Origin of the sequence: Streptosporangium sp. NPDC023825 (assembly GCF_040639575.1) — a bacterium.
Classification (GTDB): Bacteria; Actinomycetota; Actinomycetes; order Streptosporangiales; family Streptosporangiaceae; genus Streptosporangium.
Genome location: NZ_JBFAAE010000036.1, coordinates 42,582 through 67,446, shown reverse-complemented (window position 1 = coordinate 67,446; position 24,865 = coordinate 42,582). Strand labels below are relative to the sequence as shown.

Below are 24,865 nucleotides of genomic sequence, written 5' to 3'. Positions count from 1 at the left end.
GGTATGAAAATCGGACCCGCGGCGACAGGTGCGGCACTGCTCGCGATCTCCTTCACCCTCTCCGCCTGCGGATCGTCGGAGCCCACCACCGCGGCCCAGCCCAGCGGTGACGCGGCCGCCGCCCCCGCGGGCGGCAAGATCGGGATCGACTTCCCCCGCACCGACTCCGACTTCTGGAACTCGTACAACAAGTACGTCCCCCAGATGGCGACCGAGCTGGGCGTCGACCTGATGCCGCCGACCAACTCCCAGAACGACGTGGCCAAGCTGGTCGCCAACACCCAGGCCCTGACCGGCCAGGGCGCCAAGGTGATCGTCATGGCCCCGCAGGACACCGGTGCCATCGCCTCCACGCTGCAGTCGCTGGAGGGCAGGAACATCCCCGTCGTCACCGTGGACACCCGCCCCGACAAGGGCAAGGTCTACATGGTCGTGCGCGCCGACAACAAGGCGTACGGCACGAAGGCGTGCGAGTTCCTCGGCGAGAAGCTCGGCGGCAAGGGCAAGGTCGTCCAGCTCATGGGCGCGCTCTCGTCGATCAACGGCCGTGACCGGGCCGAGGCGTTCCGCGGCTGCATGAAGGACAAGTTCCCCGGCATCACGGTCTTCGAGGAGCCGACCGAGTGGGAGGGCACGAAGGCCGCCTCCATGCTCCAGACCCGCCTCGAGCAGCACCCGGACATCAAGGGCGTCTACATGCACGCCGGAGGCGTCCACCTCGCCCCCACCCTCCAGGTGCTCAAGGCCAAGGGCCTGATCGTGCCGCCGGAGGACCCCAAGCACGTCTTCGTGATCTCCAACGACGGCATCCCGCAGGAGTTCGAGGCGATCCGCAAGGGCGAGATCGACGCCACGGTCTCCCAGCCGGCCGACCTCTACGCCAAGTACGCGCTCTTCTACGCCAAGGCCGCGGCCGAGGGCAAGACCTTCCAGCCCGGCCCGACCGACCACGACAGCACGATCATCCAGCTGCCGAACGGTCTTGAGGACCAGCTCCCCGCTCCCCTGGTCACCAAGGAGAACGTGGACGACCAGGCTCTCTGGGGCAACCAGGTCAAGTGATGACATCTTCCGTCAAGGCAGTCGAGGCGCTCGGGATCACCAAGCGCTTCGGCCCGACCACCGCGCTCAACGGTGCCGGGATCGCCATCACCGAGGGGGAGACGCACGCGCTCGTCGGCAGGAACGGCGCGGGCAAGTCCACGCTGGTGTCGATCCTGACCGGGCTCCAGCGCCCCGACGAGGGTGAGGTCCGCTTCGCCGGGCAGCCCGCGCCGCCGCCGGCCGACCGGGACGCCTGGCGGCGACGGGTCGCGTGCGTCTACCAGAAGTCGACGATCATCCCCACCCTGTCCGTCGCGGAGAACCTCTTCCTGAACCGCCAGACAGAGCGGGGCAGGATCAGCTGGCGGAGCCTCCGCACGCGGGCCCGCCAGTTGCTCGAGCAGTACGGCGTGGACGTCGACGCGGAGACCATGGCCGGAGACCTGGGGGTCGAGCAGCGCCAGCTGCTGGAGATCGCCAGGGCGTTGTCGTTCGGCGCCCGGTTCATCATCCTGGACGAGCCCACCGCGCAGCTCGACGGCCCGGCCATCCAGCGGCTCTTCGACCGGATGCGCTCCCTGCGGGAGCAGGGCGTCACGATGATGTTCATCTCCCACCACCTGGAGGAGGTGTACGAGATCTGCCAGAGCGTCTCGGTCTTCCGCGACGCCCGGCACATCGTCACCGCCCCCGTCGGCGACCTGCCGCACGACCGGCTCGTGGACGCGATGACCGGCGAGGCCACCGCCGCCTACGAGTACCGCACCCGGACGGTCGCCTCCTCGGCCCCCGTGGTGCTGTCCGCGCGGACGCTCAGCCTCGCCGGGCGCTACGAGGACGTGGACCTCACCGTCAGGGCGGGGGAGATCGTCGGTCTCGCCGGTTCCGGCAGCAGCGGCAAGGTCGGTCTCGCCGAGACCCTGGTCGGCCTGCACCGGGCCGACACCGGGACGGTGACCGTCAACGGCACCGACATCAGGCAGGGCGACGTGCCCTCCGCGCTCCGCGCCGGGCTCGGGTTCGTCCCCCAGGACAGGCACCACCAGGGTTTCGTGCCGCTGCTGTCGATCGCCGAGAACGCGACCATCCCGATCGCCCACAAGCTCGGCCGCTACGGCGTGGTCTCCCCGGCCCGCCGCCGCGAGCACGGCACCCGGATGATCGACCTGCTGGACATCAAGACGACGGGCCCCGACCAGCAGGTGGCCGACCTGTCCGGCGGCAACGCCCAGAAGGTGGTGCTGGCCAGGGCGCTCGCCGACGACCCGAACGCGCTCGTGGTCATCAACCCGACCGCCGGGGTGGACGTCAAGGCCAAGCACTCCCTGCTCGGCGCCGTGGAGGACGCGGCCGAGCGGGGGGCGGGGGCCGTACTGGTCTCCGACGAGCTCGACGACCTGCGAATCTGCGATCGCGTTCTCGTCATGTTCCACGGCAGGATCGTCAAGGACGTGCCGCGCGGCTGGACCGACAACGAGCTGGTGGCGGCGATGGAAGGTATCGACCACTGATGACCACGACAAAGACCCCCCCGCCCGTGCTGGCGGCCCCGCAGGGCCGCCGCATCCAGCTCGGGCGGTTCCGCGACCTCACCCTGGTCCCGGTGATCGTCGTTCTGCTGATCGCAGGTTCCTTCGTGGACCCGGTCTTCCTCACCACGGGCAACCTGACCAACGTGCTGCAGCAGCAGTCGGCCCTGGCGCTGGTGGTCCTCGCCGAGGCGCTGATCCTGATCGCGGGCAAGTTCGACCTGTCGCTGGAGTCCACGGTCGGCATGGCGCCCGCCGTCGGCGTGATGCTCGTCATCCCGGTGGCGGCCGGAGGGTTCGGCCTGGAGCTGCCCTCCATCCTGGCGATCCCGCTGTGCCTGCTGATCGGCGGCCTGGTCGGCGCCTTCAACGGCTTTTTGATCCTGCGGTTCCAGCTGTCGGCCTTCATCGTCACGCTGGCCATGATGATCGTCGTGCACGGTCTCCAGCTGGGTCTCACCCAGGGCAAGAGCCTGTTCGAGCTGCCCGAGTCGTTCCTCTACCTCGGCAGCGCCCGCTGGCTGGGCCTGCCGGCGGCCATCTGGATCACCGGCGTCCTCTTCGCGGTGGCCATCGTCGCCCTCGCCTACTTCCGGGCCGGCCGCTCGCTCTACGCCATCGGCGGCAACGCCGACGCCGCCCGCGCGGCCGGCATCAGGGTCGAGCGGGTCGTCTGGGTCGTCTTCGTCATCGGCGGGATCGTCGCCGCGCTCGCCGGAGTGCTGGAGACCGGCCGGCTGGGCGGCATCAGCGCCAACCAGGGCGTCGGCTGGATCTTCATGGCCTTCGCCGCCGCCGTCATCGGCGGCGTCAGCATGGACGGTGGCAAGGGCACGATCCTCGGCGCGCTCACCGGCGTCCTGGTGATCGGCCTCGTCGAGAACATCCTCACCCTGAAGGGCGTCCCCGGCGAGTGGAAGCAGCTCGTCTACGGCTCGATCATCCTGGTCGCCCTGATGATCAGCCGTCTGGCGGGCGGCAAGGCCCAAGACTGACGCGGCTCCTTCGACAGGGACGCGAGCCTCTGGCGCAGGGGCGGGAGTCTTTGACCGGGGCGAGAGCCTTCGGCGGGTGGCGGGAGCCTCTGGCAGGGGCGGGAGCCGCGCGGACGCGCAGCCCGTACGGGGACGTGAAGCCGTACGGGCGCGAGGCCCGCGCGAGACCACGAGGCCGTACGGGCGGTGGAGCCCGCACGGACACGTGTGGAAATATGCGGTACCCGCACGGCGTGAAGCGATAAAAAGGCATCAAGCGGCATGAGAGCCATGAAGCCGCACAGAACGGAGCGAGCGGTGCAGGTCAGTAGATACGGCTTCGGTACGGCCCCGATCGGGAACCTGTTCTCGGAGGTCGGCGAGGACACGGCGCGCGCGGCGGTGGACGCGGCCTACGAGGCGGGGGTCCGCCTGTTCGACACCGCGCCCCACTACGGGCTCGGCCTGTCGGAACGGCGCCTCGGCGCCGCCCTGGCGGAGAGGCCCCGCGACTCCTACGCCCTGTCCACCAAGGTCGGCCGCCTGCTCGTGCCCGCCACCGGCGAGGGACCCTTCGGCCGGGACGACCAGGGCTTCGACGTCCCCGCCGACCTGCGCCGGGTGTGGGACTTCTCGCGCGACGGGGTGCTGCGGTCGCTGGAGGAGAGCCTGGAGCGGCTCGGCCTCGACGCGGTCGACATCGCCTTGATCCATGACCCGGACGACCACTGGGAGCAGGCCGTCTCCGAGGCGTACCCGGCCCTGGCCGAACTGCGCGACCAGGGCGTCGTCAAGGCCGTCGGGGTCGGCATGAACCAGGCGGGGATGCTCGCCCGGTTCGTCCGCGAGACCGAGGTCGACACGGTCATGCTCGCCGGGCGCTACACCCTCCTGGACCAGTCGGGCGAGGAGGAGTTGCTGCCGCTGTGCGCCGAGCGCGGTGTCGCTGTGCTCGCCGCCGGGGTGTTCAACAGCGGCCTGCTGGCCACCCACGACCCGTCGGGCACCTACGACTACGCCCCCGCCTCCGGCCCGCTCCTGGAGCGCGCCCGCCGCATCGCCGCCGTCTGCGAGCGCCACGACGTCACCCTCCCCCAGGCGGCCCTCGCCTTCCCCCTGCGCCACCCCACCGTCGCCAGCGTGGTCATCGGCGCCCGCTCCGCCGCGGAGGTCACCCGCAATGCGGAACTGACCGCCAAGCCCGTCCCCGAGGCACTGTGGGCCGACCTGGCCGCCGAGGGCCTGATTCCCTGAGCTTCCCTGGTAGAACGTCCGGTCTTCAGTGAATGACGTGGAATCCGGACTGGACTACGGGCGGCGCCATGGTCCGGTGAAAAGACCGGGACAACGATGAACCGCCCTCGTTGAACTCGTTGATGAGGCGGTCCGTGTTGTGTCCTCATCCTGCCAATCGCCCAGAGAACGAGAGGGCTTTGGTGGCGAGCGTCCATCTCGCGGCTGGGGACGATGTCATATCTGTGCCGGGGTGCTGCGCGGAGGTGTCGACGCGCCCCGACGCATCGACACCCTCACGCGGCCGCTGTGACGCCAGGTCCGCCGGTGAAAGTGACACCGCGAGGCGTTCGTAGGGTTACTTCGGTGCGAACGCATGCGGTTCGGTCACTGGCCATTTTTCGCCCTCGGTCTTCGCCACGTCCACTGAAGCCGTTTGCGCATCGGATCGCTCGGATGACGGTGCGGCGAGGGTCTTCGACTCCGAGAAGGCTATGCCGGCGCGAGCTCGGATCCTGCGGCCTCCAGGCCTGCGAACTTGGCGCGGATACGCTGCTCCGGGTCTGAGACTTCATTGACACTTCGTATGATGCCGTTGAGGAAGTCTTCAAAAGTGGATGAGAGATCTTCCTTTACCCTGCTGCGCGTCCACTGGTCGATGATTCGATCATCCCTGGCCAGCGTGAGCACTGCCTCCCTGCCCCGGAACTTGGCCTCCACGAACTCTCGCATCTCGTCTGTCGACGCAAAAGTGATCATGGAAGCCTCATCGCCCTCCTCGGGCTCAAGGCACACGTAGGCCCAGGCGGAGAGGCCGTGAGAACTTTCCAGGACCTGGGTGAACAACACCGGTTGGCCGCCCAGGCGGAAGGTTCCTGTCAGCGGGATCTCATACTCATGCCAAACGTCGAGTTCTGTCGCCTCCGGCCTGGGACGCCAAGGAAATTGTCCACGCTTGATCATTAAGTCCAGATTCATCCGCTTTACCTCCCGTCTTCTATGTACCCATTGAAGCACTCGACGAAGCTCTTCGTCACTGTGGGGGGCCAGGGAATCTTCTGCACGTTGAGAGGATCTTCCGCCGGCCAGATTACCGAGACGTGTTGGCCTGCGGCATCACACTCTGCGAGTATGCGTCCTGGTGTGTGGACCACGGCGAACCCTCCGCTTCGGAGCTTACCTGCTGTGGTGCACCTTACTGCGGCCAGCTCAAGATCTCTGGCATTTACTATTTTTCTTCGGTATCGGCTGGCGGCTTCCACGGAGAGCTGGCCGGTCAAGAGGGAGACCTCTCGCTCCGTCTCGTATCTTGGCTCATTGAAGAAGTGGCCCATGTCAAACGTGTGGTGAGTAAGTATCACGTCGTCTGATATGCATAACCAGGGCGTTTCGGTTGCTCTGCATGCTTTTCTTCGCACATAGGAGCTGTCGGGCTCTCGCATGCCGACCAAGGTTATAGACCGAGTTTCGGAGTGTCATGAGATCGCTACAGAATCTCAAAAAACCCTTTTATAGGGTGACATGAAAACCGTCTGAAAAGTTCATGGAATCCTTTTTGTCTAGTCCTAATGGGGATTTAGGGGCGCACCTTACGGTCTGCTGTAATTTCGCCCCGATGGACACTGTGCTCCAGACCTTCCGTGCTGCCGGAATCGCCGCCGGTCGCTGTGCCGTCAGGGGTAGGGCATCGGGGGCCATTTTCCGCCTGTGTCTCGGTTTTCGTCCTGCGGACCGTTCCACCGGTGCCGCTCCGCGACGGGTACCCGGAACGCGGGCGGGGGTGTCGCGAAACCGTTGAGGTTCCGGCTAGGCCGTGGCGGACCGGACGCCCAGGGCGATGAGCACGACCGCCGTGACCTTGGCGCTGAGCTCCGTGAAGCGGTGGCTCCGCAGGGCGTGTGCGGCCCTGCCGACGAGGATCGTCCACCCGAGGAGCCAGAGCGCGATCAGTAAGTGCGTGGGCGGTGGCCAGGATGAGGATCTGGCCCCCGAGCGGCTCGCCGGGGGTGACGAACTGGGGCATCAGAGTCAGGTAGACAGAGGCCGCCTTCGGGTTGAGGACGTCGGCGAGGAGCGCCTGGAGGTAGATGGAGTCCGGGAGTTCCGGCAGGCGCCGGTGAGACCGGGAGAGCGGCGGGGAGGCGGAGGGCGCGGAGGGCGCGGAGGGCACGGAGGGCACGGTCGAACGCCAGGTCCAGACGCCCAGGCCGACGAGATAGGCCGCCCCCGCGAGCTTGACGGCGGTGAAGGCCTGGCTGGAGTGCGTGACGAGGGCGGACAGGCCGGCCACGGCGAGCGTGGCATGGACGTACAGGCCGGTGGCCGTGCCGAGGACGACGGGCACGGCCCGGCCGCGGCCGCCCTCGGTGACCTGCCGGACCAGCAGGGCCAGGCTCGCTCCGGGGGTGGCGATCAGGGGGAGGATCGCCACCAGGAGCCCGGCGACGGCGTAGGGGCGTGGCACGAGGTCTCCCACGAGGTCTCCGAGGTCGAGAGCCGTCGGGAAGCTCAGGGGACCACGCGGTAGTGGGTGGTCACGCGGCGGTCGTCGTCCAGGACGTGGAAGGCCAGGCCGGGCGGCTGGTCGAGGTCGGCGACCTCGTCGCCCTCCCAGGGCAGGCGCAGGGTCCAGGTCACGGCCGGTCCGACGATCTGTACCGCGCCGCGCTGCGTCCGCTACTTCGTCAAGCAGCACGGCCGGCAGGAGTGGTGCAAGCCGTCGTGCGGCAACAGGGCCCGAGCCGCACGCCACTACCGCCGGCACACCGCGGTCGGCGCGGATCCCTCCCGGTCCTGAAAGCGCCGCCGAGGACGCCAGGCTTGAGACGCGGACTCTCCCACCCCTGAAACCGCTGCCGAGGACGCCAGGTTCGACCCGGGAATCGTGATGAGCCGGCGGGCGCCGTCTACGACGCGCCGGTTCCCGGAACGGGTGCCGGCCCGGCACCGGCCGGTTCGCGCCGGTATCTCGCGGCCAGTTCGCCGAGCAGTTTCCAGGTACGGCGCTCGTCCTCCGCGGAACCGATCGCGGTCTGGGTGTAGACGAGTTCGGTCACGCCCGACTCGAAGTACGCGGCCACCTGGCCCGCGAGGAGTTCCTCGTCCCCGATCGCCACCAGGTCGGCGGGATGGCCGACGCCCTCGCGGTCCAGCGCCGCGCGGTAGGACGGGATGGTCCCGTAGTACCCCATGTTCTTCTCCGCGCGGGCCCGGGCGCCCGCCACGTCGGCGGTCACCACGCCGGAGACGATCGCGGCGACCCGGGGCGCCGGTCGCCCGGCCGCCTCCGCGTACCGGGTGATGGTCGGCACGGTGTACTCGGCCAGCGTGCGCGGGCCGGACAGGATCGGCAACGCGCCGTCGGCGAGCTCGCCCGCGGCGCGCAGGGTCTGCTCGCCCGCAGCCGCGACCAGCACCGGCACCCGCGGCCGCGCGCCCGGCACGCTCACCGGCAGCGGGGTCCTGGCGACCAGCGTCTCGCCGTTCAGGTTCGCGGTGCCCTTCTCGAAGAGGTCGCGCAGCACCCGCAGGTACTCCCGCAGGTGCCGGACCCTGGGGTGCGGCGCGATCCCGTAGGCCTCCTCGACGAACGACTTGATCGACATCCCGACACCCAGCGTGAAGCGTCCGTGGCCGGCCGCCTGCGCGGTCTGGGCCTGCATCGACATCGCGATCGGGTGCCGGGGGTAGATCGGCACGATCGCGGTGCCCACGTCGATGCCGGGTACCTCGCGCGCGGCCAGCGCGGCCACCGTGATGGCGTCGTGGTCGAACCGCTGGGTGAACCAGGCCGAGGTCAGCCCCGCGTCGGCGAGTTCCCTCACCTCGCCGATCAGGGTGTCGACGGAGTTGGCTTCGGCGGACAGTCGCGTGTGATCGGTGGGCAGTGCGACACCGATGCGCATGGCGTACTCCAATCGTTCGGCCGGGGAGCCGGGCAAGAATCTTTACTCGGTCAATATATTGCCTGAGGAAAGCATTTTCCCCCCGATGGTCCTTCGGGGCCCGTGGTCGTGAGGTCTTCGCCCGGCGGCTCGGGGGGAAATATCTTCGAAGGACGCCCGCGCCCGGTGTCGAATCCGCCCGGCGCCGTTCGTGTGACAGGTAGGAAGGCGGCGACGGCGCCGCACCGGTCGTCCAGGAGGCACGCGCGATGAAACAGTATCTGCTCAGCGTTTACCAGCCCGGCGGAGGTTCTCCCGGTCCCGAGGTGCTGGGGCCGATCGCCCGGAATCTGGAGATCCTGGAACAGGAGATGCAGGACGCCGGCGCATGGGTCTTCTCCGGCGGCCTGCACTCCCCGGACACGGCGACCGTGGTCCGGGTCAAGGACGGCGACACGCTCATGACCGACGGCCCGTACGCCGAGGGCAAGGAACACCTCGGCGGGTTCACGGTCATCAGGGCGCCCGACCTCGACGCGGCGCTCGAATGGGGTCGCAGGCTCGCCCTGGCGATCGGGCTCCTCCCCATCGAGGTGCGGCCGTTCCAGGGTGAGGTGGACGGCTGACCTCCGGTATGCCGGGCGTCCCCGCCGCGGAGATCGAGCGCGTGTTCCGTGCCGAGTACGGGCGCGCGGTCGCGGTCCTGGTGCGCCTCCTCGGTGACATCGACCTCGCCGAGGAGGCGGTCCAGGACGCGTTCACCGTGGCGGCGGGCCGGTGGCCCTCCACCGGCCTGCCGCCGAGCCCGGCGGGGTGGATCATCACCACCGCGCGCAACCGGGCGATCGACCGTTTCCGGCGGGAGGCGACCCGCCAGGACCGCCACGCCCAGGCGGTCCTGCTGCACGCCGCCGACGAACCTCTGGAGGAGGGCGCCGTGCGCGACGACCGGCTCCGCCTGATCTTCACCTGCTGCCATCCCGCGCTCGCCGCCAACGCCCGGATCGCGCTGACCCTGCGGCTGCTGGGCGGGCTCACCACCGCCGAGACAGCCAGGACCTTCCTGGTGCCCGAGCCGACCATGGCCCAGCGCCTGGTCCGGGCCAAGAACAAGATCCGGGACGCGGGGATCCCGTACCGTGTCCCGGCCGAGGCCGATCTCCCGGACCGGCTGCGGGCCGTCCTGGCCGTGGTGTACCTCATCTTCAACGAGGGCCACACGGCGAGTTCGGGCGAGCGGCTGATCCGCGAGGACCTCTGCGCGGAGGCCATCCGGCTGGGACGGCTCCTGGCCGAGCTCATGCCCGGCGAACCCGAGGTCATGGGGCTGCTCGCGCTCATGCTGCTCGTCGACTCCCGCCGGGCCGCCCGCACCACGCCGGACGGCGACCTGGTGCTGCTGGCGGACCAGGACCGGGGCCGCTGGGACCGCGACCTGATCACCGAGGGCCAGGCCGTCGTCCGGTGGTGCCTGCGGCGCGACCGGCCGGGTCCGTACCAGATCCAGGCCGCGATCAACGCCGTCCACAGCGACGCGCCGACCGCGGCCCTCACCGACTGGTGGCAGATCCTGGCGCTGTACGACCTGCTCCTGGCCCTGGCCCCCAACCCGGTGGTGGCCCTCAACCGCGCGGTCGCGGTGGCCGAGGTCGACGGGCCGGAGGCGGCGCTCACCCTGGTCGACGGTCTCGACCTCGGCGGCTACCACCTGTTCCACGCCGTCCGCGCCGACCTGCTCCGGCGTCTGGGCCGCACCACCGAGGCGGCGCGGGCCTACGAGGAGGCGATCGCCCGCACCGGCAACGCAGCCGAGCGCGACTTCCTGCGGCGCAGCCGCGAGGCGCTCACCTGACCCGGGCGCACACCTGGGTCCGGCGTACATCCGAGCCGGGCGCTCACCCGGATTCAGGGCGTTCGTGCCGGCCCCCGGCGGGATCGCCACCGCGCGCGGGACGACCGCCGGGACCGTCAGGCGAGGGCGCTGCGGAGCCACTCCTCGACGCCGGCGATGTGGACCGTGGCCCAGGCCCGCGCCACCTCCGGCTGGCGGGCGGCGATGGCGTCGCAGATCGCGGTGTGCTGCTCGCGGGTCTTCTCCAGGGCGTTCTCCTGGGTGAGGCCCCGCCAGATCCTGGCCCTGGTGGTGGGCCCCGAGAGGCTCTCGATGAGGGAGCACAGCACCGCGTTGCCCGAGCCCGCCGCGATGCGCTGGTGGAACTCCAGGTCGTTGGCGACCAGCTGCTCGACACTCGGGTCGGGGGGCAGCTCGTCGAGGATCTTGCGCAGCTCGGCGACCTCGGACTCGGACATGTGCGTCGCCGCCATCGCGGTCGCCGCGGGCTCCAGGATCCGCCGGACCTGGAAGAACTGCAGCACGGTGTCGTCCTGGTGGAAGTCGACCACGAACGACATCGCGTCGAGCAGCAGCCTCGGCTCCAGGCTGGTCACGTACGTGCCGTCGCCCTGGCGCACGTCCAGCACGTTGATCAGGGCCAGGGCCCTGACGGCCTCGCGCAGCGAGTTGCGCGACAGGCCGAGCCGATCGGCCAGGTCGGCCTCCTTGGGCAGCCTGCTGCCCGGGGCGAGCTCGCCAGACAGGATCATCTGCTTGATCTTGTCGATAGCGGCGTCGGTGACCGCCACTCTGCACCGTCCTCAGGTCGCGCCAGACATCCGATGTCTATGAGTGTATGGCGAACCGGACCGGATCCACCCCCGTCACACGGTGGATGATTCCGCGGACCTCCAGCGTGCGCAGGTGGGCCGCCGCCTCCCCGGCCGCCATCCCGCGCAGCACGGGAGGAAAGTCCTCCCACGGGCGATTCCATGTCATACGTCCGGCTATCTCCCAGATGGTGAGAGGTCCTTCGGCCTCGGCGAGCAGGGCGGCCAGCCGTCGGAGCTTCTCCTCGTGGTGGACGACGATCTCCGTCGCCCGAGCCCCCGTGTCCTGAAATATCCATTCATGGGCGGGGAGGGCTTCGAGCCGGCCCAGGCCCTTCACCTTCTCCAGCGACTCCAGGAAGTCGCTGAGCGGATCCACGTCCGCACGGTCGTACGGGTAGATCCCGATGTGCGGTGTGATCGCCGGCAGCACGTGGTCCCCGGTGAAGATCCGGTCGGCGTCCTCAAGGTGCAGGCAGACGTGGCCGGGCGTGTGACCGGGCGTCCAGATCGTCCGGAGCCTGCGCCCCGGCAGGTCGATCAGGTCGCCGTCGGTGAGGACGCGGTCGGGTACCGCGGGCGGCTGCGGCCGGTTCCCCGTCACCTCCTCCACCTCGACGGCACCCGCTCCCGCCCGGCGCAGCATGTCGGCCTGGAAGTCGCGGTGCGCGTCCCCCTGGAAGTTCCGCATGAAACCGATCAGCGCGGCGTCGGCCTCGTGCATGGCGATCCACGCGTCGGACTCCTCCCTGACCTGACCGGCCAGCCCGGCGTGGTCGGGATGGAAGTGCGTCACGACCACCCCGCGCACGTCGCGGACGTCCATGCCGACCGCCCCCAGCCCGTCGCGCAGCGCCAGCCACGCCTCGGGCGCGTTCCAGCCCGCGTCGACCAGCACGGGACCGGCGGGGGACTCGACCGCGTAGACGAGCGTGTAGCCGAGCGGGTTGCCCGGGATCGGGACGGGCACGCTCCACACCCCGCCGCCGGTGTCGAACGGGCGCTGCTCGCTGTACGGCCTGCGGAGGGATTTCAACGGTGGTGCTCCTTGTGCGGCCTGCGGTATGTCAACGGTGGTGCTCCTCGTGCGGTGCCGCTCAGGACGTTCCGGGGGATCGGCGCCGTCCACGGCCGCCCCGGGGCGGCGACGCCGCTCAGAGGCGCTCCAGGACGGTCGCGGTCGCGAGCGCCCCGCCCGCGCACATCGCCACCAGCGCGGTCGAGGAGCCGGACCGCTCAAGCTCGTGCAGGGCGGTGGTGATCAGTCGGGATCCGGTCGCTCCGACCGGATGGCCGAGCGCTATGGCGCCGCCGTTGACGTTGACCCGTTCCATGTCCGGCTTGTGCACCGAGGACCAGGATAAGACCACCGAGGCGAAAGCCTCGTTCACCTCGAACCTGTCGATGTCGGCCATACTCATCCCGGTCGCGGCCAGCACCTTGGCGGTCGCGTCCACCGGCCCGTCCAGGTGGTAGTACGGCTCGGAGCCGACGAGCGCCTGGGCGAGGACGCGGGCCCGGGGCCGCAGGCCGTGCCGGGCTGCGGCCTCCTCGCTCATGAGGAGCACCGCCGCCGCGCCGTCGGAGATCTGCGAGGAGGTGCCCGCCGTGTGCATGCCGTCCTCGCCCATGACGGGCCTGAGCCCGGCCAGCCCCTCGACGGTGGTCTCGCGCAGTCCCTGGTCCCTGTCGACGACGCGGGTCTCGCCGGTGGGCTCCCCGTCCTGGCCGAGCACCGGCGCGGTCACCGGGACGACCTCCCGGTCGAAGCGTCCCTGGGCCCACGCCTCCGCGGCCAGGCGCTGGGACCTGGCGCCGAACCGGTCGAGCCGCTCGCGGGTCAGCCCGCGCCGCCGCGCGATCCGCTCGGCGGCGGTGAACTGGTCGGGCAGGTCGACGGCCCAGTCGTCGGGCCGGGGATCGGCGGGCAGCACGTTGGAACCGAGCGGCGCCCGGCTCATCACCTCGACGCCGCAGGCCACGCCGACGTCGATGACCCCGGCCTGGATGAGCGCCGCGACCAGGTGCACTGCCTGCTGCGAGGAGCCGCACTGCGCGTCGACCGTGGTCACGCCCGTCTGGTACGGCAGCCCGGCGTAGAGCCAGGCGTGCCGCCCGACATGGCCGCCCTGCTCCCCGGACTGCGTGACGCATCCGGCGAAAACCTGTTCCACGGCGGAGGGATCGATGCCCGATCTGCCGATCAGGCCGTTGAGCGCCGCGGCGAGGACCGCCTGCGGCTTCAGCCCGGCGAGCCATCCGTTGCGCCTGCCGATCGGGGTCCTCACGGCCTCGACGATCACCGCACCCATAACGATCTCCTCGCCATCCGGGTCGGAGCTCGCGGCCGCCGGGCGGCCGTTCCCGCCGATCCGCCCGTCCGCGCGTCGCTCCAGAACGTCGCTCTAGTCGCTTCCGCCACCGACTGTAACGGGTTCTAGTTTCAGGCGGAAGGAGCGGCGGGGTTTCCGGTGGCAGGGAGGCTCCGGCGAACGGCGCCTCCGGCGACACGGGGCCTCCGGCGAACAGTGCCGGTGGAACGCGAGGCCTCCGGCGGGGCGGGGACGGGCTCAGCCGGAGGGGGAGGACCGGAAGTCGGCCAGCAGGCGTCCGGCGGCGATCTCGATGCGGCGCTGGATCTGCTCGTACGTGCGCCGGCCCCTGAGCATCTCCATGAGCTCGTGCACCCAGACGCTGGACAGCGAGCCCGCCAGGGCGAACTGCTCCTCGGTGGCGGTCTCGACGGTGAGGTCGTCCCCGGCGACGCGGAGCAGCAGGCCCGCCATGCGGTCGCCGAACGGTATGTCGACATCGGCCATGATCAACGAGCGGATGAGCGCGTCGGCGAGCTCGGGCTCGCGCATCAGGCCCCGGGTGGCGCGCATCAGGACGTCGACGGCCCGGCCCGAGGCCGTGGTGGCGTTGGGCGGGCGGCGCTCGATGCTGGTCTCGAGGAGGTCGATCTCCTCGCCGACGACGGCGACGACGAGATCCATCTTGGAGGGGAAGTATCGGTAGAGCGTGCCGAGCGCGACCCCGGCACGCTCGGCGACGGTCCGCATCTGCATCGCCTCGACGCCGCCCCGCGAGGCGAGGGCGGCGGCGGCCTGGACGATGCGCTTGCGCCGCTGGTGCTGGCTCCTGGTGCGGACGCCTGTGGACGCCGATTCACTCTGCATGCCGGATGCCCCCTCGGTCATGGCCGGATCGGCGTCGCTCGGGGCGTGCCTTCCGGTCCGGTGCGGGGTGACCGGCGTATCGGTGGTCACATGCGAGGTGCGCATAAGAACACGTTATCTGATTTCCGGATACTCCGATGGGTTACTCGCCAGTCACAAAGATGCCCCACGCTTACATGGCATATGCGGTGCGGCGGTTATGCGGCGACTTATTGCGATTAGCTGGCTCTGGACACAGAATAGAATCTGTTCTACTTTCCCGAAGGGCGAAGCGGCCGACAGAAACCCTGGAGCGCCAGTGGACTTCAATCTCGACGAGACACAGACCGACCTGCGCAAACTCGCGGTCGACCTCCTCGGCAAGGAGGTGACCTCGGCCAGGCTCGAAGCCCACGAGAAGAGCGGCGCGTCCTACGACACCGCCCTGTGGCGCTCCCTCGCCGGGACCGGGCTGCTCGGCGCCGTCCTGCCCGAGGAGGCCGGAGGCGCGGGACTCGGACCGGTGGAGATGGCGGTCGTCCTTCGGGAGATCGGCGCCCACGTGGCCCCGGTCCCCGCCGAGCAGAGCCTGGTCGCGGCGCAGGTGATCGCCAGGTACGGCTCCCGGGAGCAGCGCGAGGCACTGGCCCCGCTGGCCGACGGCGAGATCTCCCTGGCCGTCGCCCCCTCCGAGCCGGGCCGTGACTTCGGCGACCTCGCCGCCCCGCCGGTCACGACCGCCCGCCGGGACGGCGCCGGATGGGTCCTGGACGGCGCCAAGGGCACGACGCCCTACGCCGCCCAGGCGGCGAGGATCCTGGTCCCCGCCGCCACCGCCACCGGGGTCGGCCTGTTCCTGGTGGAGCCCGCCCAGGCGGGCCTGCGGCCGGTCCCGACCTCCACCGGCGAACCCGCCGCCGCGCTCGCCCTGGAGGCCGTCCCGGGCGAGCTCGTCGGGGCCGAGGACGGTACGGCGGCCGACGGCCTGCGCAGGCTGGCGCTGGCCGGGAACATCGCCGTCACCTCCGGCGTGCTGGCCGGGGCGCTGGCGCTCACCACCGAGTACATCAGGACGCGCAAGCAGTTCGGCCGGGCGCTGGCCGAGTTCCAGGCGGTCACCGTGCAGATCGCCGACGTCTACATCGCCGGGCGGGCCCTGGACGTGGCCGTGTGGTCCGGGGCGTGGCGGCTGGCCGAGGGCGCGGACGAGGAGGCCGAGGTGGACCTGGCCGTCGGCGCCCTGACCGCGACCGACCAGGCGCTGCGGGCGCTCTACACCTGCCAGCACCTGCACGGCGGGATCGGCGTGGACGTGACCTACCCGCTGCACCGCTACTTCGCCTGGGGCAAGCACCACGCCCACCTGCTGGGCGGGGTGGAAGCCCGGCTCGACACGATCGGAGCGCTCGTCTGATGCTGATCGACCTGACTCCCGACCAGAAGAGGCTCCGCGACGAGCTGCGCGAGTACTTCGGGTCCTGTCTCACCGCCGAGGGGCGCGCGCGGATCTCCACCGACCCCTTCGGCCAGGCCTACATGGAGCACTGCCGTACCCTCGGCCGCGACGGCAAGCTCGGGCTCGGCTGGCCCAAGGAGTACGGCGGCGGCGGGTACGGCCCGCTGGAGCAGCAGATCTTCGCCAACGAGATCGCCCGCGCCGAGGTGCCGTACCCGATCATCACCGTGCAGACCGTCGGCCCGACCCTCATGCAGTACGGGACGGCGGCGCAGAAGGAGTTCTTCCTGCCGCGGATCCTGGCCGGGGAGTGTCACTTCGCGATCGGCTACAGCGAGCCCGGGGCGGGCACCGACCTGGCGGCCCTGCGCACCACCGCGGTCCGCGACGGCGACCACTACGTCGTCAACGGGCAGAAGATCTTCACCTCGGGCGGCCACTACTCCCAGTACATCTGGCTCGCCGCCCGCACCGACCCGGACGCGAAGAAGCACCGCGGGATCACGATGATGATCGTCGACTGCTCCGACCCCGGCTACTCGTGGACCCCGATCATCACGATGGACGGGAACCACCACACCAACTCCACCTACTACTCCGACGTGCGGGTGCCGGTGGACATGGTCGTGGGGGAGGAGAACAAGGGCTGGGACCTGATCGTCAACCAGCTCAACCACGAGCGGGTCACACTCGGCCCGGCGGGCAACCTCGCCCACACCTACGACCGGTTCCTGGCCTGGGCCCGCCGCACCGGCACGATCGAGGAGCCCGCGGTCCGCAGGGCGCTCGGCCAGGTCTACGCCTACTTCCGGACCAACGAGCTGCTGAATTGGCAGGTCGCGGCCAACATGGACCTCGGCTGGCTGGGCGCCCCCGACGCCTCGGCCACCAAGGTGTACGGCTCCGAGCGGCTGCAGGACGTCGGCAGGATCGTCGGCGAGGTCCTGGCCCGCTTCGGCGACCCGTCGGACCCGGACACCGCCGACCTGATGAGACGCGTCGACCGCGGCGCCAAGGGCGGGCTGGTGCTCACCTTCGGCGGCGGGGTCAACGAGGTCCAGCGCGAGCTCATCGCCATGCTCGGCCTGAGCCTGCCGAGGCCGCCCCGATGACCGAGACGCCTCCGACGAACCCGGTCCCCGCGACGAACCCGGCCCCCGCGACGAACCCGGCCCCCGCGGCGGCGGAGTCCGCCTCCCTGCACGAACGGCTCACCGCCCTGGCCGAGCGGCAGATCGCCGGGGGCGAGGTGCTCGGCGTCGCGGAGGCGGACCCGGTGAACCTCCCGATGATCCGGCACTGGACCGACGCCATGGGCGACGCCAACCCGCTCTACACCGACCCCGAGGCCGCCGCCGCGGGGGTGCACGGGGGGATCGTGGCCCCACCGGCGATGATCCAGGTCTGGACCATGCCCGGCGTGGACGGGAGCAGGAGGAAACGGCCGGGCACGCCGGTCGACGCCGTGCTCGCGATGCTGGACGGCAACGGCTACACCGGCGTGGTCGCCACCAACTGCGAGCAGACCTACCACCGCTACGTGAGGCTCGGCGAGTCCCTGGTTCCGGCCACCCGGCTGACCGGCATCACCGGGCCGAAACGGACCGCGCTCGGCGAGGGCTACTTCGTCACCTGGAACGTCACCTGGTACGCCGGCGGCGAGGCCGTGGCCGACATGCTGTTCCGGGTGCTGAAGTTCCTGCCCAGGGAGCGGGCCGGAGGGCCGGGCGAGGACGCGAGCACGACCGGCGGGAACGGCGCCGCGGCGAGCGGGAACGGGCTCACGCCCGAAAGGGACGCCACCTCCCGGACCGCGCCCGCTCAGGACGGGCCCGCTCAGGACGCGCCCGCGACGCGCGGGGACGCGTCCCCGCGCACGCCGTACCCGCTGAGACCCGCCATCAACGCCGACACCGCCTTCTTCTGGGAGGGGGTCGCCGCGGGCGAGCTGCGGATCCAGAAGTGCGCCGACTGCGGTGAGCTGCGCCACCCGCCGGGACCGGTCTGCCCCTCGTGCCGCTCGGCCGCCCGCACGTTCGTGACGGCGAGCGGCGAGGGCGAGGTGTACAGCTACGTCGTCCACCACAACCCGCCGGTTCCGGGACACCGGACCCCTTTCGTGGTCGCCGTGGTGGAACTGCCGGAAGGTGTGCGGATCGTGGGCAACGTGGTGGACTGCGACGCTTCGCGGGTGGGTATCGGTATGCGGGTGCGTCTGACGTACCGCCGGATGGACGACGAGCTGATCCTGCCCATGTGGGTCCCCCTGGAGGCGTGATGCGGACACTTACCGACGACGAGGTGCGGGTCGGAGCTCCGCTTCCCGAGCTCGCGATCGACCTGAGCCCCACCGTGGTCGTGTCGACCGCGCTCGCGACCATGGACTTCACCCCCGTCCACCACGACGTCGAGGGCGCGAGGGCACAGGGATCGAAGGACATCTTCCTCAACATCCTGACCACCATGGGTCTCGTCGAGCGCTACGTCACCGACTGGGCCGGACCCGAGGCGATCATCCGTGGCATCAACGTCAAACTCGGCGTCCCCGCGTACGCGGGCGACAGGCTGGCCTTCACCGGCAGCGTGGTCGCCTGCGAGGACGGCGAGTTCACCGTCGAGGTCCGCGGCGGGGTCAGCCTCGGCGACCACGTCTCGGGCACCGTCAGGTTCGCCCTCCCCGCCCGCTGACCGCGCCCAGCGGCGGTGGGAAGGCGGAAACACAGACACGCGGCAACACAGAAAGGCCCCCACCACCGTGGTCTCCTTCTCCGGGAGCACGGCCGTCGCCGGGATCGGCGCGACCGAGTTCTCCAAGCAGTCGGGCAGGTCCGAGCTCCAGCTCGCAGCCGAGGCGGTGTTCGCGGCGCTCGACGACGCGGGTCTCGCGCCCTCGGACGTGGACGGCCTCGTCACCTACACCCAGGACGCCAACCAGGAGATCGCCGTGGCCCGCGAGGTGGGCATCGGCGACCTGTCGTTCTTCTCCCGCGTCCACTACGGCGGCGGCGCGGCGTGCGGGACCGTGCTGCACGCGGCGATGGCCGTCGCCACCGGGGTCGCCGAGACCGTGGTCTGCTACCGGGCGTTCAACGAGCGCTCGGGGAACAGGTTCGGCCAGCCCGACGCCCGCATCGGCGGCGAGCCCTCGTCCCAGGGCCTGGAGATGAGCTGGCACGTGCCGTACGGGCTGATGACCCCCGCCGCCTGGGTCGCCATGTTCGCCCGGCGCTACATGCACGCGTACGGGGCCACCTCCGAGGACTTCGGCCGGGTGGCGGTCGCGATGCGCAGGCACGCCTCCACCAACCCGGCCGCGTGGTTCCACGGTCGCCCGATCACCCTGGAGGAGCACCAGGCGTCCAAGTGGATCGTGGAGCCGCTGCACCTGCTCGACTGCTGCCAGGAGAGCGACGGCGCGGTGGCGCTGGTGGTCACCTCCGCCGAGCGGGCCAGGGACCTGCGCAGGTCACCCGCCGTGATCACCGCCGCCGCCCAGGGGTCGGGCGCCGACCAGATGATGATGACCAGCTACTACCGCGACGACATGACCGGCCTGCCGGAGATGGGGGTGGTCGGCCGCCAGCTCTGGAAACAGTCGGGGCTCGGGCCCTCGGACGTGCAGACGGCCATCCTGTACGACCACTTCACCCCGTTCGTCCTCACCCAACTGGAGGAACTGGGCTTCTGCGGGCGCGGCGAGGCCCGCGACTACGTGGCCGGGGGCGGCATCGAGATCGACGGGCGTCTCCCGGTCAACCCGCACGGCGGCCAGCTGGGGGAGGCGTACATCCACGGCATGAACGGCATCGCCGAGGCCGTCAGGCAGATCAGGGGCACCTCGGCCAACCAGGTGGCCGGGGTGCGGAACGTGCTGGTCACCGCCGGCACGGGTGTGCCGACCAGCGGGCTGGTCCTGTCGTCGGACTGACGCGGTGCCCCGCGGGTCCGCGCGTCCCGTGAGACGGTCCGGAGGCCGCGCGGCCGGCGCGGGGGCGCCCGGGTGGAGCCGCCCGGGTGAGCCGTCGCCTCACGGGCTCGCGCGTCCGGCGGGACGGTCCGCGGGGCCGCGCGCCCGGTGCGGAGACCGGGCGCGCGGCGGCCGCCGGATGACCGGCGGTCCGGTCGTCCTGCGGCTCAGCAGCTCAGGTTGCCGCCGGGGGTGGTGCCGAGGATCTGCACGAAGCGCTGGTAGGCGTTGATCCGGCTCTGCACCTGCGCGGGGTTCCTGCCGTTGCACTCCAGGCTGCCGTTGATGCTGCGGATCGTCTCGCCGAAGCCACGGCTGTTGACCATCGCGTTGTGCGGCGTCATGGTGCCGGGACCGTTCTGGGTGTTCCAGTACCACAGGGCGGTCTTCCAGGCCACCGCCGCGTCGTTCTGGACCAGGTACGGGTTGCCGAGCAGGTTGATGCCGAGCGCGTCGCCCGCCGCCTTGTAGTTGAAGTTCCAGCTCAGCTGGATCGGGCCGCGCCCGTAGTAGGCCGACTGGCCCGCGGGGCAGCCGTACGAGCGGCTCGTGTCGCAGTAGTGCGAGTAGTTCGCGGTGTTCTGCTCCACGACGTGGACCAGGCCGCCGGTCTCGTGGTTGACGTTGGCGAGGAAGGCGGCCGCCTCCTGCCTCCTGACGGTGTCACTGCCGGTCTTCGCGAAGCCCGGGTAGGCGCTCAGCGCCGCGGTCAGGCCGCTGTAGGTGTAGAACGAGTTCCGGCTCGGGAACATCTGGTTGAACTGGGCCTCGCTCACGACGAAGCCCGAGGTGGGCGGGTTCGTGGGGGGAGGCGTCGTGCCGCCGCAGGTGTACGGCTCCCAGTACCAGGTGCTGATCACCGGGTCGTAGCCGGGGTTCTCGTTCTTGGCGCGGTAGTACTGGCCGTTGGTGTACTTCACGATGCTGCCCGCGGGGTACCAGGTGCCCGCCGCCCAGTTCGGGTGGTTGCAGTTGCCCGTGGGAGGAGGCGTCGTGCCGCCGCCGCAGGCGCCCTGGTCGGCCCACACGTCGGCGGTGCCGGGGGCCTCGTTCTGGGTCCACCACTTCGCCGACCAGTTGCGGCCGTTGTGGGAGGCGGTCATGCCGTTGGTGTAGACCGCCGAGGAGTTCCACGGGGTCACGCAGGCCGCCACGGCGGCGGAGGACGCGGAGGAGGCGGAGGCCATCGGCAGGGCGACCGCGAGCACGCCCGTGACCGCCAGGGCGGCGAGGGCGGCCATGATGCGCTGTCTCAACACTTGATCACTCCTTCGTGCGGTGGGGGCCGCAGAGGTTCGGGATTCCGTGTGACCGGGGCGCGAGTGGCTCGCGCGAGAGGCTTGCAAACCCAGTCAGGGCGAGTAAGGACGGCAGGCTTCGCATTACCGTTCCCATTACGGCTGCCGGACGGTGTGAGACGTCCGGCTGGCCGGACGCGTGGGTGACGACGGCTCATGTCATCGAGGTTCGCGCAGCTCGTGGTCGGTTCAAACGGTTTCCCAGGGGGTGGCAAAGGCTCCCGCCTTAACTTTCTCTTAAGAAAGTTTCCTAAGAGTTGTCGTGATACTAGCCTTGACAGATGGTTGTCACAACCCCGGCGGCCCTCGTTTTCCACCGTCGCGGACGGGTACGTTCCACGCCCGATATGACCCGCGTCCGGTTAATTCACAATGGCGATATAAGTCCGGTTAGACAGTGAATGTAACTTTTGCTGGCGTTTCGGATGTCATCATGTGCGTCATGTTGGAATCCCTCGGGCTCGATCCCGTGGAGGAGCGCGTCTACCGGTTCCTGGTCACCACCGTGGAGGCGGAGGTCGCCGACCTCGTGGGAAACCTGGGCATCGACGCCGAGACGGCCGAGACGGTGCTGGTGTCCATGCGGGTCAGAGGGCTGGTCAGGACGGTCGGTCCCGGCAGGCGGCGGTTCACGGCCGTGGCGCCGGACATCGTGCTGGGTTCACAGCTCCTCCGCCACCAGCAGGCGCTCGACTGGGCGCGGCGCGAGGTGGATCGGCTCTCGGAGGAGTACCGGGACGGTGCCCGGCGCCGCGACGCCGGCCGGCTGGTCGAGGTCCTGCCGAACCGCGTCGTGCTCCGGGAACACCTCGACCACCTGCAGGAGAACGCCCGCCACGAGGTCCTCTGCCTTCGCCGGGGCCACGCGGTCGTGCCGCCCGCGGAGGAGGACCTCGCCGAGCCGGACGCGCTGCGCCGCGGAATCGAGTATCGGGTGATCTACGAGAGGCCCCTGCTGGAGGAGCAGGACATGCCGACCAACGTGGCGTACGGGGTCAAACTGGGCGAGCAGGCCAGGGTCGCGCCCCGCCTGCCGGTGCGGCTGACGGTCATCGACCGGGAGGTCGCCGTGCTCCCGGTGGTGTGGGAGGAGGGAACCTCCGAACCGGCGGCGGCGCTGGTCCGCGGCGGCCAGTTGCTGGAGGCGCTGATCGCCCTCTTCGAGGGCTGCTGGGAGCGGGCGACGCCGTTGCGGATCGCCGAGGACGGTGCCCTCACCGAGGGGACGAGGTCCTGCCCGCTCGGTTCCGACGACCTCTCCCTGGTCTCGCTGCTGGTCGCGGGCGTACCGGACAAGTCGATCGCCACCCGGCTGGGCGTCAGCCAGCGGACCGTGCAGCGGCGCGTCTCGAACATCATGGAACTCGCCGGCGCCCGGACCCGCATGCAGCTGGCCTGGCGCGCCGCCACCGAGCACTGGCTCTGAGCGCCCGGCACCACCGGCGCGGCCGGGCGGCGGTACGGAAGGGGCCCGGGGGTTCCGGAGGTCCTACGGGGTGGTCATCATCGGTACCGCGAAGAAGACGATCATGGCGATCGTCACCGCGATGACGAAGCCGATCACCTCCCAGGCCCAGTCGTGATGGGTCGCGTTCTTCATCGCCTTGTGGCGGCGTGGTGCCCGGTCCCCCCCGCGCCTGCGGGACAGGGTCCGGCCGGAGGGGGAGAGCGCCGTACCGGTCTCCCCGGGCGCCGGGTACGGTGCGAACGGCTCGGAGGCCGGGGATGTCGGGGGTGCCGGAGGTGCCGGGGGTATGGCCGCGAACCCGTTCCCCGGCATGGTCGCCGCGTCGTCCGGCGGCGCGTCGTACGGCGTCAGGGTGTGGTTCGGCGGGGCGGGCCGGTCGGGGGCGTCGCCGGGCTGGTCCTCGCGCATGACCCAGCGGGGCAGACGCAACTGGGCGCGACCGGCGGGGGTGCGGAGGTGGTCGGTCCGGGGGGACCAGACGGGAAGGGTGGTCGGGGTCTCACGGGTCCGGGCGCCGGAGGGAGGGGCGTCGGCGAACCAGTCGACGGCGGAGGGTCCGGCCGGACCGGCGGCCGGGGGGGCCGGGGCGGGGAGCGGGGGCTCGGCGCGCTCCGCCGGAGGCGGGGGGTTCTCCGTCCGGGCGGTCCAGACGGGGAGCGAGAGCCGGGGGCGGTCGTCGGCGGTGGACGCGTGCCGCCCGGCTTCTCGCGCGGGGAAGGGCGCGGGAGCGGGACGGTGGTGCTCGCGGTCGGCGAGGGCGTCGAGCTGGTCGGTCTGCAGGGGCCAGCCGGGGAGGGGACGCGCGTCGTCCAGCACGTCCCCGAGGCCGTCGCCCAGCACGTCGCCGAGGTGCCCGGGGTTTCCGAGATTCCCGGGGTGCCCGGGGCTCCCGAGGGGCGGGACGACGGTGAGCGGGGTGCGGGGGGTCTCGGCGGCGGGAACCGGCCTCCGCGGCGTCTCCGCGGCCGGCGTCCCGGTGCGATCCGCGGTCGGTGTCCCGGTGTGGCCGGAGGCCGGGGTCTCGATGTGGTCGGCGGCCGGCGTCTCGGTACGGGGGGCGGCGGCGACGAGCCTGTCGGTGTGGACGCGGGCCGCCCGTGCCTCCGGGGTGAGCGGGCGGAAGAAGTCCTCCCGCCCGGGGGCGTCGTCCAGCACGTCCCCGGGGATCGGGGCCGACAGCGGTGCCGCCCGGCGCGGCCGGGGACGCTGGAGGCGGCGGCGCGGCCGCAGGGCCGCGGTGTCCAGGGCGGTGAGCACCGAGTCGCCGAGCCTGGGCATCGGCTCCGTGGTGGCCTCGTGGGTGGAGACGGCGTCGGGATCCCGCGGTGCGAAGGGATCGGGGAAGCGGTCCTCCGCCATGTGGTCAGGGACGGGGAAGGCCGAGGCGCCGATCGGCGGACCGGCCGGGACGCCGGTCTCCGCGAGCGGCAGCGGCCACGCGGGCGTCGTCGGCCACAGCTGCCTGACCAGCGGGGACATCGACCGTCTGGCGACAGGAACGGCGGGTGGCGCCTGGGGCCCGAGCACGGCGGCGCGAAGTCCCACCGGGGGAGTGGCCCAGGGGGCGAGGTTGAGCACGTCGCGGACCGGGGCGACGGCGAGGGCGCCGAACACCTCCGTCATGTTCTCGGGGACCCTGGCCGAGGCCAGGGCGTAGCCCAGCGACTGGGCGAAGCGGCGGCAGGCGCTCACCGTCAGCTCGTCGGCGGTGTCGACGGCCACGTCGAGCACCCACGAAAGCTCGGAGGCGTCCATCTCGCACACGCCCGACAGGTACAGCACCTCACGCTGGTGCGTGCGCAGGTCGCCCAGGACGCGCTCGACGAGGGCCGCGGCCGGGTCGAGACCGACGGCGGGGGGCGAGTAGACGATGTCACGCAGGAAGATCTCGCGGCGGGCGAGCGCGTACAGCGCGGCGCGCGGCGGTTCGGCGTCCGAGACGCCAGAGAGGACGGCCACCAGGACGTCGGAGGCCGAGTCCGCGTTGCCCAGCTGGTCGTGGGAGTAGGCGAACAGCCCTGCTGCGTGGCGGTCATAGAGCTCGGCGATGAGTTCGACGCGCGAGCGTTGACCGAGGAGCGGTTGAGTCACGGGACCGGTTCCTCTGGTGGTTCGGCGAGCGTGGTGGAGAGTCGGGGCGGCTGTGAGGCCTGTGACGTACGGTGCCAGAGGGATCGACTCCAGCGATGT

Annotated in this window: 25 protein-coding genes; 14 read left to right on the top strand and 11 right to left on the bottom strand. The window is 71.0% G+C overall.

Annotated features, from left to right (window positions below; all coding sequences use genetic code 11):
* Positions 1-3: 3 nt before the first annotated feature.
* The 4 genes from AB0G15_RS27390 to AB0G15_RS27375 all read left to right on the top strand — a co-directional run bounded on the left by AB0G15_RS27390 (position 4) and on the right by AB0G15_RS27375 (position 4,801).
* On the top strand, positions 4-1,062 hold the full coding sequence (locus AB0G15_RS27390) for a sugar ABC transporter substrate-binding protein (RefSeq protein WP_362845236.1): 1,059 nt from the start codon (positions 4-6) through the stop codon (positions 1,060-1,062).
* Positions 1,062-2,555, top strand: a complete 1,494-nt coding sequence (locus AB0G15_RS27385; RefSeq protein ID WP_362845233.1) for a sugar ABC transporter ATP-binding protein — start codon at positions 1,062-1,064, stop codon at positions 2,553-2,555. The genes AB0G15_RS27390 and AB0G15_RS27385 overlap by 1 nt, the downstream gene beginning before the upstream one ends.
* Positions 2,555-3,568: an ABC transporter permease gene (locus tag AB0G15_RS27380; RefSeq protein ID WP_362845230.1), complete on the top strand. Its 1,014-nt coding sequence runs from the start codon at positions 2,555-2,557 to the stop codon at positions 3,566-3,568. The genes AB0G15_RS27385 and AB0G15_RS27380 overlap by 1 nt, the downstream gene beginning before the upstream one ends.
* Before the next feature lie 297 nt (positions 3,569-3,865).
* Entirely contained in the window at positions 3,866-4,801 is a 936-nt protein-coding gene (locus tag AB0G15_RS27375; RefSeq protein ID WP_362845227.1) for an aldo/keto reductase, read from the top strand.
* 471 nt (positions 4,802-5,272) lie between these two features.
* Here the strand turns inward: AB0G15_RS27375 and AB0G15_RS27370 are convergent, their stop codons facing one another.
* The 3 genes from AB0G15_RS27370 to AB0G15_RS27360 form a co-directional block, all read right to left on the bottom strand.
* Positions 5,273-5,758 carry a hypothetical protein gene (locus AB0G15_RS27370; RefSeq protein WP_362845225.1) on the bottom strand — a complete coding sequence of 162 codons (486 nt, stop codon included), beginning with the start codon at positions 5,756-5,758 and terminating at the stop codon, positions 5,273-5,275.
* 5 nt (positions 5,759-5,763) lie between these two features.
* Positions 5,764-6,222: a hypothetical protein gene (locus AB0G15_RS27365; RefSeq protein WP_362845222.1), complete on the bottom strand. Its 459-nt coding sequence runs from the start codon at positions 6,220-6,222 to the stop codon at positions 5,764-5,766.
* Positions 6,223-6,356: 134 nt separating this feature from the next.
* Entirely contained in the window at positions 6,357-7,163 is an 807-nt protein-coding gene (locus AB0G15_RS27360) for a LysE family translocator (RefSeq protein ID WP_362845287.1), read from the bottom strand.
* Here AB0G15_RS27360 and AB0G15_RS27355 point away from each other — a divergent pair.
* Positions 7,083-7,307: a hypothetical protein gene (locus AB0G15_RS27355; RefSeq protein ID WP_362845293.1), complete on the top strand. Its 225-nt coding sequence runs from the start codon at positions 7,083-7,085 to the stop codon at positions 7,305-7,307. The genes AB0G15_RS27360 and AB0G15_RS27355 overlap by 81 nt on opposite strands.
* On the opposite strand, the gene AB0G15_RS27350 is transcribed toward AB0G15_RS27355, so the two are convergent.
* Complete coding sequence (locus AB0G15_RS27350) at positions 7,289-7,417, bottom strand: hypothetical protein (protein ID WP_362845291.1); 129 nt, start codon at positions 7,415-7,417, stop codon at positions 7,289-7,291. The two genes, AB0G15_RS27355 and AB0G15_RS27350, sit on opposite strands and share 19 nt — an antisense overlap.
* A gap of 13 nt (positions 7,418-7,430) precedes the next feature.
* Here AB0G15_RS27350 and AB0G15_RS27345 point away from each other — a divergent pair, with 13 nt between their 5' ends.
* The gene (locus AB0G15_RS27345) at positions 7,431-7,577 is read left to right on the top strand and encodes a CGNR zinc finger domain-containing protein (protein WP_362845285.1); all 147 of its coding nucleotides are present in this window, start codon (positions 7,431-7,433) and stop codon (positions 7,575-7,577) included.
* A 109-nt stretch (positions 7,578-7,686) separates the two neighbouring features.
* Here the strand turns inward: AB0G15_RS27345 and AB0G15_RS27340 are convergent, their stop codons facing one another.
* Entirely contained in the window at positions 7,687-8,685 is a 999-nt protein-coding gene (locus AB0G15_RS27340) for a TIGR03564 family F420-dependent LLM class oxidoreductase (protein WP_362845220.1), read from the bottom strand.
* 248 nt (positions 8,686-8,933) lie between these two features.
* Here AB0G15_RS27340 and AB0G15_RS27335 point away from each other — a divergent pair, with 248 nt between their 5' ends.
* Both AB0G15_RS27335 and AB0G15_RS27330 read left to right on the top strand, forming a co-directional pair.
* A complete protein-coding gene (locus tag AB0G15_RS27335) occupies positions 8,934-9,290 on the top strand; it encodes a YciI family protein (protein ID WP_362845218.1) in 357 nt (118 codons plus the stop codon).
* A gap of 8 nt (positions 9,291-9,298) precedes the next feature.
* The gene (locus AB0G15_RS27330) at positions 9,299-10,516 is read left to right on the top strand and encodes an RNA polymerase sigma factor (RefSeq protein WP_362845216.1); all 1,218 of its coding nucleotides are present in this window, start codon (positions 9,299-9,301) and stop codon (positions 10,514-10,516) included.
* A 116-nt stretch (positions 10,517-10,632) separates the two neighbouring features.
* Here AB0G15_RS27330 and AB0G15_RS27325 read toward each other — a convergent pair whose 3' ends face one another.
* From AB0G15_RS27325 to AB0G15_RS27310, 4 genes are all read right to left on the bottom strand, one after another.
* Entirely contained in the window at positions 10,633-11,307 is a 675-nt protein-coding gene (locus AB0G15_RS27325) for a FadR/GntR family transcriptional regulator (protein ID WP_362696868.1), read from the bottom strand.
* 37 nt (positions 11,308-11,344) lie between these two features.
* On the bottom strand, positions 11,345-12,364 hold the full coding sequence (locus AB0G15_RS27320; protein WP_362845213.1) for an MBL fold metallo-hydrolase: 1,020 nt from the start codon (positions 12,362-12,364) through the stop codon (positions 11,345-11,347).
* A gap of 118 nt (positions 12,365-12,482) precedes the next feature.
* Positions 12,483-13,640, bottom strand: a complete 1,158-nt coding sequence (locus AB0G15_RS27315) for a steroid 3-ketoacyl-CoA thiolase (RefSeq protein WP_362845210.1) — start codon at positions 13,638-13,640, stop codon at positions 12,483-12,485.
* Between the two features lie 258 nt (positions 13,641-13,898).
* The gene (locus tag AB0G15_RS27310; protein WP_362845283.1) at positions 13,899-14,507 is read right to left on the bottom strand and encodes a TetR family transcriptional regulator; all 609 of its coding nucleotides are present in this window, start codon (positions 14,505-14,507) and stop codon (positions 13,899-13,901) included.
* Between the two features lie 298 nt (positions 14,508-14,805).
* On the opposite strand from AB0G15_RS27310, the gene AB0G15_RS27305 reads away from it, so the two are divergent.
* The 5 genes from AB0G15_RS27305 (at position 14,806) to AB0G15_RS27285 (ending at position 19,870) form a co-directional block, all read left to right on the top strand.
* Positions 14,806-15,900: an acyl-CoA dehydrogenase family protein gene (locus AB0G15_RS27305; protein WP_362845208.1), complete on the top strand. Its 1,095-nt coding sequence runs from the start codon at positions 14,806-14,808 to the stop codon at positions 15,898-15,900.
* Positions 15,900-17,054 (top strand): acyl-CoA dehydrogenase family protein, encoded by a 1,155-nt coding sequence (locus AB0G15_RS27300; protein WP_362845205.1) that lies wholly within the window; start codon positions 15,900-15,902, stop codon positions 17,052-17,054. The genes AB0G15_RS27305 and AB0G15_RS27300 overlap by 1 nt, the downstream gene beginning before the upstream one ends.
* Entirely contained in the window at positions 17,051-18,220 is a 1,170-nt protein-coding gene (locus tag AB0G15_RS27295) for a bifunctional MaoC family dehydratase N-terminal/OB-fold nucleic acid binding domain-containing protein (protein ID WP_362845202.1), read from the top strand. The genes AB0G15_RS27300 and AB0G15_RS27295 overlap by 4 nt, the downstream gene beginning before the upstream one ends.
* Complete coding sequence (locus AB0G15_RS27290; RefSeq protein WP_362845199.1) at positions 18,220-18,630, top strand: MaoC/PaaZ C-terminal domain-containing protein; 411 nt, start codon at positions 18,220-18,222, stop codon at positions 18,628-18,630. Before AB0G15_RS27295 ends, AB0G15_RS27290 begins: the two co-directional genes overlap by 1 nt.
* Positions 18,631-18,697: 67 nt before the next feature.
* On the top strand, positions 18,698-19,870 hold the full coding sequence (locus tag AB0G15_RS27285; RefSeq protein WP_362845196.1) for a lipid-transfer protein: 1,173 nt from the start codon (positions 18,698-18,700) through the stop codon (positions 19,868-19,870).
* Positions 19,871-20,076: 206 nt separating this feature from the next.
* On the opposite strand, the gene AB0G15_RS27280 is transcribed toward AB0G15_RS27285, so the two are convergent.
* Positions 20,077-21,168, bottom strand: a complete 1,092-nt coding sequence (locus AB0G15_RS27280) for a glycoside hydrolase family 19 protein (protein ID WP_362845193.1) — start codon at positions 21,166-21,168, stop codon at positions 20,077-20,079.
* Between the two features lie 481 nt (positions 21,169-21,649).
* Between AB0G15_RS27280 and AB0G15_RS27275 the strand changes: the two genes are divergently transcribed.
* Positions 21,650-22,633: a helix-turn-helix domain-containing protein gene (locus AB0G15_RS27275; RefSeq protein WP_362845191.1), complete on the top strand. Its 984-nt coding sequence runs from the start codon at positions 21,650-21,652 to the stop codon at positions 22,631-22,633.
* Between the two features lie 63 nt (positions 22,634-22,696).
* Here the strand turns inward: AB0G15_RS27275 and AB0G15_RS27270 are convergent, their stop codons facing one another.
* Positions 22,697-24,766, bottom strand: a complete 2,070-nt coding sequence (locus AB0G15_RS27270; RefSeq protein WP_362845189.1) for a hypothetical protein — start codon at positions 24,764-24,766, stop codon at positions 22,697-22,699.
* Between the last annotated feature and the right edge of the window lie 99 nt (positions 24,767-24,865).

Excerpts from the sequence above, each read along its gene's own strand:
- AB0G15_RS27275 (WP_362845191.1), top strand. The coding sequence starts at position 21,650 with ATGTTGGAATCCCTCGGGCTCGATCCCGTGGAGGAGCGCGTCTACCGG.
- AB0G15_RS27315 (WP_362845210.1), bottom strand. The coding sequence starts at position 13,640 with ATGGGTGCGGTGATCGTCGAGGCCGTGAGGACCCCGATCGGCAGGCGC.
- AB0G15_RS27300 (WP_362845205.1), top strand. The coding sequence starts at position 15,900 with ATGCTGATCGACCTGACTCCCGACCAGAAGAGGCTCCGCGACGAGCTG.
- AB0G15_RS27385 (WP_362845233.1), top strand. The coding sequence starts at position 1,062 with ATGACATCTTCCGTCAAGGCAGTCGAGGCGCTCGGGATCACCAAGCGC.
- AB0G15_RS27310 (WP_362845283.1), bottom strand. The coding sequence starts at position 14,507 with ATGCAGAGTGAATCGGCGTCCACAGGCGTCCGCACCAGGAGCCAGCAC.
- AB0G15_RS27370 (WP_362845225.1), bottom strand. The coding sequence starts at position 5,758 with ATGAATCTGGACTTAATGATCAAGCGTGGACAATTTCCTTGGCGTCCC.
- AB0G15_RS27365 (WP_362845222.1), bottom strand. The coding sequence starts at position 6,222 with ATGCGAGAGCCCGACAGCTCCTATGTGCGAAGAAAAGCATGCAGAGCA.
- AB0G15_RS27390 (WP_362845236.1), top strand. The coding sequence starts at position 4 with ATGAAAATCGGACCCGCGGCGACAGGTGCGGCACTGCTCGCGATCTCC.
- AB0G15_RS27330 (WP_362845216.1), top strand. The coding sequence starts at position 9,299 with ATGCCGGGCGTCCCCGCCGCGGAGATCGAGCGCGTGTTCCGTGCCGAG.
- AB0G15_RS27290 (WP_362845199.1), top strand. The coding sequence starts at position 18,220 with ATGCGGACACTTACCGACGACGAGGTGCGGGTCGGAGCTCCGCTTCCC.
- AB0G15_RS27355 (WP_362845293.1), top strand. The coding sequence starts at position 7,083 with ATGGACGTACAGGCCGGTGGCCGTGCCGAGGACGACGGGCACGGCCCG.
- AB0G15_RS27380 (WP_362845230.1), top strand. The coding sequence starts at position 2,555 with ATGACCACGACAAAGACCCCCCCGCCCGTGCTGGCGGCCCCGCAGGGC.
- AB0G15_RS27295 (WP_362845202.1), top strand. The coding sequence starts at position 17,051 with ATGACCGAGACGCCTCCGACGAACCCGGTCCCCGCGACGAACCCGGCC.
- AB0G15_RS27335 (WP_362845218.1), top strand. The coding sequence starts at position 8,934 with ATGAAACAGTATCTGCTCAGCGTTTACCAGCCCGGCGGAGGTTCTCCC.
- AB0G15_RS27340 (WP_362845220.1), bottom strand. The coding sequence starts at position 8,685 with ATGCGCATCGGTGTCGCACTGCCCACCGATCACACGCGACTGTCCGCC.